This is a genomic window from Empedobacter sp. UBA6305, assembly GCF_002440405.1.
GTDB lineage: Bacteria > Bacteroidota > Bacteroidia > Flavobacteriales > Weeksellaceae > Empedobacter > Empedobacter falsenii_B.
The window spans coordinates 61,642-72,501 of sequence record NZ_DJTP01000020.1 but is presented as its reverse complement, the minus strand read 5'-3'; the positions used below and the strand labels follow the sequence as shown (position 1 = coordinate 72,501).

General features: G+C 33.9%; 10 protein-coding genes and 1 other RNA gene. 7 read left to right on the top strand and 4 right to left on the bottom strand.

The genetic code is table 11. The annotated features are described in order from the left end of the window. Positions 1 to 61: 61 nt before the first annotated feature. An RNA gene (gene ffs, locus B3M86_RS05480) (signal recognition particle sRNA small type) lies at positions 62 to 160 on the bottom strand. A gap of 229 nt (positions 161 to 389) precedes the next feature. Here ffs and B3M86_RS05475 point away from each other — a divergent pair. Genes B3M86_RS05475 through B3M86_RS05460 form a run of 4 tightly spaced genes read left to right on the top strand, consistent with a single transcriptional unit; the run spans position 390 to position 4,372 of the window. After that, entirely contained in the window at positions 390 to 959 is a 570-nt protein-coding gene (locus tag B3M86_RS05475) for a DUF4199 family protein (RefSeq protein WP_114998993.1), read from the top strand. A gap of 3 nt (positions 960 to 962) precedes the next feature. After that, entirely contained in the window at positions 963 to 1,925 is a 963-nt protein-coding gene (locus B3M86_RS05470; RefSeq protein ID WP_114998995.1) for a glycosyltransferase family 2 protein, read from the top strand. A gap of 17 nt (positions 1,926 to 1,942) precedes the next feature. Continuing rightward, positions 1,943 to 2,647, top strand: coding sequence for a GIN domain-containing protein (locus tag B3M86_RS05465; RefSeq protein WP_125349699.1), 705 nt, complete (start codon positions 1,943 to 1,945; stop codon positions 2,645 to 2,647). A gap of 9 nt (positions 2,648 to 2,656) precedes the next feature. After that, positions 2,657 to 4,372, top strand: a complete 1,716-nt coding sequence (locus B3M86_RS05460) for a phospho-sugar mutase (protein WP_286495354.1) — start codon at positions 2,657 to 2,659, stop codon at positions 4,370 to 4,372. A gap of 82 nt (positions 4,373 to 4,454) precedes the next feature. On the opposite strand, the gene B3M86_RS05455 is transcribed toward B3M86_RS05460, so the two are convergent. The 3 genes from B3M86_RS05455 to B3M86_RS05445 all read right to left on the bottom strand — a co-directional run bounded on the left by B3M86_RS05455 (position 4,455) and on the right by B3M86_RS05445 (position 7,440). Next, positions 4,455 to 5,552: an inorganic phosphate transporter gene (locus B3M86_RS05455; protein ID WP_038335433.1), complete on the bottom strand. Its 1,098-nt coding sequence runs from the start codon at positions 5,550 to 5,552 to the stop codon at positions 4,455 to 4,457. 114 nt (positions 5,553 to 5,666) lie between these two features. After that, on the bottom strand, positions 5,667 to 6,773 hold the full coding sequence (locus tag B3M86_RS05450) for an inorganic phosphate transporter (RefSeq protein ID WP_244958006.1): 1,107 nt from the start codon (positions 6,771 to 6,773) through the stop codon (positions 5,667 to 5,669). Between the two features lie 22 nt (positions 6,774 to 6,795). Further along, complete coding sequence (locus B3M86_RS05445; RefSeq protein WP_019974212.1) at positions 6,796 to 7,440, bottom strand: DUF47 domain-containing protein; 645 nt, start codon at positions 7,438 to 7,440, stop codon at positions 6,796 to 6,798. Between the two features lie 414 nt (positions 7,441 to 7,854). On the opposite strand from B3M86_RS05445, the gene rpsL reads away from it, so the two are divergent. The 3 genes from rpsL to fusA are packed head-to-tail and all read left to right on the top strand — an operon-like array spanning position 7,855 to position 10,857. Continuing rightward, complete coding sequence (gene rpsL / locus B3M86_RS05440; protein WP_019974211.1) at positions 7,855 to 8,238, top strand: 30S ribosomal protein S12; 384 nt, start codon at positions 7,855 to 7,857, stop codon at positions 8,236 to 8,238. Positions 8,239 to 8,250: 12 nt separating this feature from the next. Beyond that, positions 8,251 to 8,727, top strand: a complete 477-nt coding sequence (gene rpsG, locus B3M86_RS05435) for a 30S ribosomal protein S7 (protein WP_019974210.1) — start codon at positions 8,251 to 8,253, stop codon at positions 8,725 to 8,727. Between the two features lie 6 nt (positions 8,728 to 8,733). Further along, complete coding sequence (fusA, locus tag B3M86_RS05430; RefSeq protein WP_219034156.1) at positions 8,734 to 10,857, top strand: elongation factor G; 2,124 nt, start codon at positions 8,734 to 8,736, stop codon at positions 10,855 to 10,857. Positions 10,858 to 10,860 lie beyond the last annotated feature (3 nt).

Below are 10,860 nucleotides of genomic sequence, written 5' to 3'. Positions count from 1 at the left end.
TGCAAATTTACGAATAAATAATGGGGTAAAAAAAAGTGGGAGTGAAATTTAGAAAAATAAAAATAGGCAAGCGATCTACATCACACCGCTACGACCGTATACCTTTGCTACGTTCCCGTCCTGGAGGATTCAACAGGAGCTGGTTGTGTAGGACTTGCCTGATGCAAAGGTAAGAAAGTTTTGTAAAAATAAAAGTGTTTATTGAAAAAACTTTCTTGTTGCTTAGGTCTGATTGAATTAATAGATTGATTTACAAATAAAAATTAGAACTAAAAAAGTAATTGATATTGTAAAAAATAATTGAAGAAAAGAATTTATGAAGATAAATTCCTTTTTAAATCATACAATTTAATAGAGAAAGAATTACGAGATATAATTATCTTTGCAGAATGATTAGTTTTAATAAAATTTTCAAAAACTCTTTGGTGCTTACAGCAATTACATTAGCATTGTTTTTCGCGCTTTACTTTTATTTTTCTTTAAACGGAACAGTTTCTGTAAAAGATTATTACACTTACAGCTTCATGATTTGCTGTTTTATTGTATTACCTTTGTATGCATTATATTGTTTTTTAATAATTTTCAATTTATCGAAAAATAAAGCAAAAAATCATCAAACTTCAGAAGAATTAATGACTTTCAAAGAAGGTTTTAAAGTTGGTTTCTACACGATTTTCTTTGCAGGAATCATGAGTTTGATTGTTATTTTTGTATTCTTCAATACTTATGGAGAATGGGCACAAGATAGTTTGAAACAAGGGTTATTAGATACTTTTACGTCTAATATGTCTGATCCAAAAGTCGCAAAAGATATCGAAACATTTAGAAATTCGGATGATTATAAAACACTTAATTTATTTACTGTGAAAAACTTCTTCGGATTATCCTCAATTTTCTTATCTTTCTACATCGCAATTGCAGCGATGTTTTCACAATTCTTAAAAAAACGTGTTTTTTAACATATGGATATTTCAGTTGTTGTTCCTTTACTGAACGAACAAGATTCCTTAGAGGAATTATTCTACAGAATCAAAAAAGTCTGTGAACAGAATGATTTTACATTCGAAGTTATTTTCGTTGATGACGGGAGTACAGATGATTCGTGGCAAATTATAGAGTATATTGCCAACTTCAATACAGAAGTGAAAGGAATTAAATTCCGTAAAAATTATGGTAAGTCTCCAGCACTTAGCGCGGCTTTTAAAGAAGTGAAAGGTGATGTTGTGATTACTATGGATGCAGATTTACAAGATTTTCCTGAGGAAATACCGTCGTTATACAAAATGCTGAAAAACCAAAAAGCAGATATTGTTTCGGGTTGGAAAGAAAATCGTCAAGATAATAAATTGACAAAAAATCTTCCTTCGAAATTATTCAATGGTGTAGCACGTAAAACCTCTGGTGTAAAATTGCACGATTTTAACTGTGGTTTGAAAGCTTATCGTTGGGAAGTAACGCAAAATATCGAATTGTATGGTGATATGCACCGTTATATTCCTGTTTTAGCGAAAAATGCGGGATATTCGAAAATTATTGAGAAAAAAGTAAAACATCAAGCGCGTAAATATGGTGTTTCAAAATTTGGAGCAAATCGTTTTGTAAATGGTTTCTTGGATTTGATTACACTTTTCTTTGCGTCAAGGTTTGGGAATAAACCAATGCATATTTTCGGTTTATTGGGTACATTGATGTTTATTTTAGGGTTTTTCGCTTCATTTTATTTAGGAATCGAGAAATTATATAAAGTTTATATTTCCCATACACCAGCCAGATTAATCACAGATAGTCCTTATTTTTATATTTCGTTAGTTTTTATGATTTTAGGAACGCAATTATTTTTGGCGGGATTTTTGGGCGAGTTAATTGTTCGCAATAATCGCGAAAAACAATTGTATTTAGTTCAAAAAGAATTGAATTTAAACTAATTAAATAACCAACTACTATGAAGAAAATATTTTTATTAGGATTTTTAGGTTTAGTTGCAACTTCGTGTTCATCATCAATTGATGGAGAAGGTGCTGCAACGGCTCAAAAAGAATATACAGCTGATAATATCAAAGATTTGAGCGTTTCGTGTAATTGTAATGTTATTTTAGTTCCAGGAAATAAATCTGGAGTTAAAGTAGAATCGCATCAAAATATTATTGATAATTTAGAAGTTGAAGCAAAAAATAATGCGGTTACAATCAAAGAAAAATCAAATGTAGACCATTATAGTGCCTATGATTTGTACGTTTATGTGACACGAGATTTAGAAAAGATTGATGCAAATAAACAAACTTCTTTGACTACTTCTGGAACATTGAATGTTGATGAATTGACTATCTCTGCGAAAGATCAAGCGAGAATTAATCAAACTTTTTTGATTACAAACAACTTTGATTTGAAAGCAGATGATCAATCTAATATTATGTTAGAAGGAACTGCTGGAACTATGAAAGTGAAAGCTTATGGCGAAGCACAATTGAATTTATTCAAATACGAGGTCAATGAAGCTAATTTCACAACAGATGATAACGCTTTATTAGACATCAATGCACGCCAAACCTTATATGGTTCTGCAAAAGGAAACTCAATTGTAAATTTTATGGGCGATCCTAATAAGGATACAAAAATTGCCGACCGCGCCCAAGTATTAAAAAAATAAAAGATAAGAATGACTTCAAGTTTAGATAATGCTAAATTATGGCTTTCTGACGCTTATGATGCGGAAACAAGAAAAGCTGTTCAAGATTTAATTGATAATAATCCAACCGAATTAGACGATTCTTTTTATAAAAACCTTGAGTTTGGAACAGGAGGAATGCGTGGTATAATGGGTGTTGGAACAAATCGTTTAAACAAATATACACTTGGTGCAGCAACGCAAGGTTTAGCAAATTATATTAATCAACAATTTCCGAATAAAGAGAAAAAAGTTGCGATTGCATACGATGTTCGTCACAATTCGGATACGTTTGCAAAAATGGTTACCGATGTTTTGACTGCGAATGGAATCAACGTTTATTTGTTTGAATCTTTTCGCCCAACGCCAGAATTGTCTTTTACAGTTCGTCATTTAGGTTGTGATGCTGGAATTGTGTTGACAGCTTCCCACAATCCTCCGATTTACAATGGTTACAAAGTTTATTGGAATGATGGAGCGCAAATTGTTCCGCCACAAGATGGAGAAATTATTAATGAAGTAAATAATGTAAAAGTAGAAGAAATCAAATTTCAAGGTAACGATGCATTGTTAACGTATATAGGTAAAGAAATTGATGAAGCTTTTATTGATGCATGTGTAGCGAACGGAAGTTTTACACAAGATGGTAAGGAAGATATAAAAATTGTTTTTACTTCTATTCACGGAACTGCCGTTGCAATTACGCCAAAAGCTTTTGATAAAGCTGGTTTTACTCAAGTTCATCAAGTTGCTGAACAAGCAATTCCAAGTGGAGATTTCCCAACAGTAAAATCGCCAAATCCAGAAGAACCAGAGGCTTTGACTATGGCAGTTACTTTAGCGAATGAAATTGGTGCTGATGTTGTGATTGGAACAGATCCTGATGCGGATCGTGTAGGTGTTGCAACGCGTAACAATGAAGGTGAAATTGTTTTATTAAATGGTAACCAAATGAATACTGTTTTGGCTTATTATTTATTAGAAAAATGGCAAAAATCGGGGAAATTAGTTGGAAATGAATTTATCGGATCGACAATCGTAACGTCTGATATTTTCTATGATATTGCTGCGAAATTCAATGTTGATTGTAAAGTAGGATTAACAGGTTTCAAATGGATTGCTGATATGATTCGCAAATTCGAAGGCAAAGAAAGTTTTGTTGGAGGAGGAGAAGAATCATTCGGATTTATGGTTGGAGACTTTATCCGTGATAAAGATTCTGTTACAACAGCTTTATTGGTTTCTGAAATTGCTGCTGTACAAAAAGCAAAAGGAAGTTCTCTGTACAATAAATTAATGGAAATCTATCTTGAAATCGGAAAAGCATATCAAGAAGATTTAATTAGTATTGTAAAACCTGGAAAAGAAGGTGCAGAGTTAATTGCTAAAATGATGGTTGAATTTAGATCAAATCCTCCAAAAGAATTAGCAGGATCTAAAGTTGTTCGTGTAAAAGATTTTCAATCTTCTATCGACAAAGATTTAATTTCTGGTGAAGAAAAAGCGATTGAGATACCAAAGTCAAATGTATTGATTTTCTATACAGAGGATGGAAGTAAAGTAGCTTGTCGTCCTTCTGGAACAGAACCAAAGATTAAATATTATTTCTCTGTAAATGCTTCACTTTCTAACAAAGAAGATTATCCAGCTGTTCAACAAACGTTGTTAGCGAAAATCGATTTATTGAAAGAAGATTTTAGCAAATAATCATTCAAGAATAAATATTAAAATAAATAGAAAATGGCCGTCAATTTTGACAGCCATTTTTTATATGATTAAATTTTTAATGTTAGAAAAACATCGAAAATAGATAATAAAATCCTGTTGCAATAAGTGCAGAAACTGGAATTGTCAAAATCCAAGCCCATAATAAACTAATTGTAACTCCCCAACGAACGGCAGAAACTCTTTTTACCATTCCAACACCAATAATAGATCCTGTGATCACGTGAGTTGTAGAAACTGGCATTTTGATATGTTCAGTAAAAAATAATGTAATAGCTGAAGCTGTTTGAGCAGTGAAACCTTCGATAGGAGTAATTTTTGTAATTTTATTTCCCATCGTTTTTAGGATTTTCATTCCGCCACCTAAAGTTCCTAAAGCAATTGCAGAGAAACACATAATCGGAACCCAATCGTGAATATCAGTACTACTTGTTGTGATGAACCAATGCTTCCAATTGAAAACATCATTCAAAATCCAATCATTCATATCCGTATTAACAATTGCAGTTTGATTAGCAAGTAAAGCAAACGTGATCACTCCCATTACTTTTTGAGAATCATTCAAACCATGACCAATACTCAACATCGCAGAAGAAACTAATTGCAATTTCTTGAACCAAGCATCTGCTTTATGTGGTTTTGCATTTCGACAAAGATTCAGCGTGATGATGTAAATAACATTACCAGCGACTAAACCAATAATTGGTGCAACCAAAATAAAAGCGATAATCGTTAAGATAATCGTACTGTTAATAGCAGAAAAATCATAACCTGTTGCAGCTAATGCACCTCCAGCTAAACCACCAATCAAGGTGTGAGATGAAGAGGAAGGGATTCCTAATTTCCAAGTTAAAATATTCCAAGTGATTGCTGCAGAAAGCGCCGCCATAACAACGATAGATGGATTGGATCCAAATGCGACGACAACATCTTCTTTAATAATTTTTGCGATTGTGTCTGCAACTCCAAATTCTCCAATGATAAATTTGGCAATGAAGAAAGCAACAAAATTGAAGAATGCAGCCCATATAACGGCTTGAATAGGAGTTAAAACCTTTGTAGTAACAACCGTTGCAATAGAGTTTGCGGCATCGTGAAAACCATTTAAGAAATCAAATAAAATGGCTAAGCCGATAATGATAAATAATACAGTTAATTGCATGGCGCAAATTTAAAACTTTATTAAACTTATCATTTATCAATTTCGAAAATTATTTCAAAAATAAAAAAGGAGCTAATAAAAGCTCCTAAATATTAATGATATTGATTGTTATTTTTAAACAAATAATGTTACGATGTAGTAGATTAATGCAGCTAATAATGCTGAGACTGGGATGGTAAGAACCCACGCCCAAAGTAAACTAATTGTTACTCCCCAACGAACTGCAGATACACGTTTCGTTAAACCTACACCAATAATAGAACCTGTAATTGTATGCGTTGTAGAAACTGGAATTCCGAAATGCTCAGAAATATAAAGCGTCATTGCTCCTGAAGTTTCAGCAACTACACCTTCTAATGGTGTTACTTTTGTAATTTTAGAACCCATTGTTTTGATGATTTTCCATCCACCACCCATTGTACCTAATGCGATAACAACAAACGATGTAATAGGAACCCACATCCAATGCGCTACGAAATATTGGAATTTATCTTCCGCTTGTACATAAGCTGGGTCAAAATCGACATTCATGTGATAGAAGATAACCGCAGCTCCAATAATACCCATTACCTTTTGCGCATCATTCATACCGTGTCCTAAAGAGAAAAGGGCAGAAGAAACCAATTGCAATTTCTTGAACCACCATTCTGCTTTTGCAGGTTTGGCTCTTTTACAAATATGAAGCGTGATGATGGTTAATATCGAGGCGATAATCATACCAATTAATGGTGCTAATACGATAAAGCAAACAATTGGAATTACTTTTTTGTAAACAATTACATCTTCTCCACCAGCAGAAAAACCACCAGCATGAGCTAATGCAGCTCCAATAAAACCACCAATTAATGTATGAGAAGAAGAAGAAGGAATACCAAACTTCCATGTTAATAAGTTCCAAGAAATGGCAGCGATAATTCCAGCTAAAATTACTTCTAGCGTAATAAAATGCTCGTTAACCGATTTTGCAATCGTATTACCAATCTTAAATTCTCCAATCCAATAGACCGAAATAAAGTAAGCTGCAAAGTTGAATGCTGCTGCCCAAAGTACAGCCTGAAAAGGTGTTAAAACCTTAGTAGCGACAATGGTAGCAATAGAATTTGCGGCGTCGTGAAAACCATTTATATAATCAAAAACAAAAGCTAAGACGATAATAGTAATCAATAACATTCCTGGCGTTGACGTAAGCATGCTCGAAAACGCTGAAAAAAATTCTGTCATAATCTTTTAGATTAAGTTATGGTTATGAGTGTTTTACCGCTACTGCTTCCAATACATTTGCAACACTTTTACACTTATCTGTTGCAGATTCTAATGAAGATAAAACTTCCTTGTATTTGATGATGTTTTTGGCATCAGTTTCGTTCTCAAAAATTTCTTGAACCGCTTTATCAAAAATACGATCCGATTTATTTTCTAATTTATTGATTCGTTCACATATTTCGTAAATACGATTTACGTTTCTCAAATCTTTCAATTGCTCAATTCCTTCACCGATTAATTGACAAGCCTCTAAGTTAACAGCTGTAATTTTGCGGATAGATTTTGTAATTTTATCTACTTGATAAATATTGATACGATTCGCTGCACCATTTAAATTATCTGCAACATAATCGATAGATTTTACTAATTGATAAATATCTTCTCTGTCAAAAGGTGTGATAAAGTTTTTACTTAACTCTAAATTTGTTTTTTGAGTAAGATATTCAATTTTACTTTCGATTTTAGAAATTTGTGCGATGTAATCTTCGCGTTCCTCAACTGGAGCGTTTACACATTCGTGTAACAATTCAGCTAATTTGATTAAACTTTTTGAAGCCTCCTCGAACAAAGGATAGAATACTTTATCCTTTGGAGTAAATAATTTAAAAAATGAGTTTACCGACATTTAATAATGTTTTGAAGTGCAAAATTAATTTTTCTAATGTAAAATTAACATTAAATAAATATTATGCGAACGTTTTTATTAAAATATATCGATAATTATATGATATTCAGATTAATTAAAAATACGAAAAGTTATTAGCTTAGAGAAAAATAATATAGGATAAAGTTTTAATAAATTTTGTTGTCAATAGATGTAGATAAGATACTATCACTTATCAAAAATTAGGTTTATTGATAATTTACTTGTTTTGTTATTCTTGAATTAAAATTCTGTAAAATATAGTTTATAATTCTTTAAAAAATTATAAATCAATGTAAAATAAATCCATTATTATTTGTTTTTGTATAAATTATTTGTAGTTTTGCATGCCCAAAAAATGGGTTTAATCCAAATTTAAAAGGAAATTTAATTAGTATGCCAACAATTCAACAATTAGTTAGAAAAGGTAGAAAAAAACTAACCAAGAAGAGTAAATCGGCTGCATTGGAATCATGTCCACAACGCCGCGGTGTTTGTACACGTGTTTACACTACAACTCCTAAGAAACCTAACTCAGCAATGCGTAAAGTTGCTCGTGTTAGATTAACAAACGGGAAAGAAGTTAACGCGTACATCGGTGGTGAAGGTCATAATCTTCAAGAGCACTCGATAGTATTGGTTAGAGGAGGTAGAGTTAAAGATTTACCAGGTGTGCGTTACCACATTGTACGTGGAGCGTTAGATACTGCGGGAGTAAACGGACGTACTCAACGTAGAAGTAAGTATGGAGCGAAACGTCCTAAAGATGCTAAAAAATAAATTTAAGGTAAGATGAGAAAGACAAGAGCTAAAAAAAGACCTTTACTTCCAGATCCTAAATTTAATGATCAGTTAGTAACTCGTTTCGTAAACAACTTAATGTACGACGGAAAAAAATCTGTAGCATTCAAAATTTTCTATGATGCGTTAGAAATCGTAGATTCTCGTAAAGAAGATGCAGAAAAAACTTCATTAGACATTTGGAAAGAAGCATTATCTAATGTAATGCCTCACGTAGAAGTACGTTCTCGCCGTGTTGGTGGAGCTACATTCCAAATTCCAATGGAAATTCGTCCAGACCGTAAAATTTCAACAGCAATGAAATGGTTAATCAAATATTCTCGTAACAGAAACGAGAAATCGATGGCTCAAAAATTAGCTGGAGAAATTATTGCAGCTGCTAAAGAGGAAGGATCTGCCGTTAAAAAACGTCAAGATACTCACAAAATGGCAGAAGCTAACAAAGCATTCTCTCACTTTAGATTCTAATACAAGATGGCAAGAGATTTAAAATACACAAGAAACATTGGTATTGCTGCTCACATCGATGCAGGAAAAACTACAACGACAGAGCGTATCTTATTCTATTCAGGTAAGAATCACAAAATTGGAGAAACTCACGAAGGATCAGCTACAACTGACTGGATGGAGCAAGAAGCTGAAAGAGGTATTACAATTACTTCTGCAGCTGTAACAGTAGATTGGACATTCCCAACAGAACAAGGTAAACCATTACCAGACGCTAAAGGGTACCACTTTAATATTATCGACACTCCTGGTCACGTTGACTTTACAGTAGAGGTAAACCGTTCTTTACGTGTTTTAGATGGTTTAGTTTTCTTATTCTCAGCAGTAGATGGAGTTGAACCTCAATCTGAAACAAACTGGCGTTTAGCAGATAACTATAAAGTTCCTCGTTTAGGTTTCGTTAACAAAATGGACCGTCAAGGAGCTGACTTCTTAAATGTATGTCGTCAAGTACGTGAAATGTTAGGGTCAAATGCTGTTCCTATTGTATTACCAATCGGTGACGAAGCAGACTTTAAAGGAGTTGTAGATTTAATTAAAAACCGTGCAATTGTATGGCATGATGAGAATCATGGTTCTACATTTGATGTTGTTGAAATCCCAGCTGATATGGTTGACGATGTAAGACAATTCCGTGGTCAATTAATTGAAGAAGTAGCTGCGTATGACGAGAACTTATTAGAGAAGTACATGGAGGACGAAAACTCTATTACTGAAGAAGAAGTTCACGCTGCATTACGTGCTGCAACATTAGATATGTCTATCATCCCAATGACTTGTGGATCTTCGTTCAAAAACAAAGGTGTACAATTCATGTTAGATGCTGTATGTCGTTACTTACCATCACCAAGTGATAAAGAAGCGATCCCAGGAACTGACCCAAAAACTGACGAGCCTATCTCAAGAAAACCTTCAGTTGATGAGCCATTCGCAGCATTAGCATTCAAAATTGCTACTGACCCATTCGTAGGTCGTTTAGCATTCTTCCGTGCTTATTCAGGTGGATTAGACGCTGGATCTTACGTATTAAATACTCGTTCTGGTAACAAAGAACGTATTTCTCGTATCTTCCAAATGCACGCTAACAAACAAGAGCCTATCGAGAGAATCGAAGCAGGTGATATTGGAGCTGCAGTAGGTTTCAAAGATATCAAAACAGGAGATACTTTATGTGATGAAAAAGCCCCTATCGTATTAGAGTCTATGGACTTCCCAGATCCAGTAATTGGTATCGCAGTTGAGCCTAAAACGAAAGCTGACGTTGATAAATTAGGTATGGCTTTAGCTAAATTAGCTGAAGAAGATCCAACATTCCAAGTAAAAACTGATGAGGCTTCTGGTCAAACAGTTATTTCTGGTATGGGTGAGTTACACTTAGATATCATCGTTGACCGTTTAAAACGTGAATTTAAAGTAGAGGTTAACCAAGGTGAGCCTCAAGTAGAGTACAAAGAATCATTCTCTCGTCCAGCTAATCACCGTGAGGTTTACAAAAAACAATCAGGTGGTCGTGGTAAATTTGCTGATATCGTTTTCGAAATGGGACCAGCAGATGAAGGAAAAGTAGGTTTAGAATTCGTTTCAGAAATTAAAGGTGGTAACGTTCCTAAAGAATTTATCCCTTCTATTGAGAAAGGTTTTAAAGCTGCAATGAAGAATGGACCTTTAGCAGGATTCGAAATGGATTCGTTAAAAGTTACTTTAAAAGATGGATCTTTCCACCCTGTGGATTCTGACCAATTATCTTTCGAGTTAGCTGCTCAAATGGGTTACAAAGCTGCTGCAAAAGCCGCTGGTGCTCAAATCTTAGAGCCTATCATGAAGTTAGAGGTTTTAACTCCAGAAGAAAACATGGGTGATATTGTAGGTGACTTAAACCGTCGTCGTGGTCAAGTATCAGGAATGGATGATAGAAATAACGCTAAAGTTATTAAAGCTATGGTTCCATTAGCAGAAATGTTCGGATATGTAACTTCATTACGTACATTATCTTCTGGTCGTGCTACATCTACAATGGAATTCGATCACTACGCTCCAGCACCAACAAACGTGTCTGAAGCTGTAATCGCTAAAGCAAAAGGTAACGCTTAATTC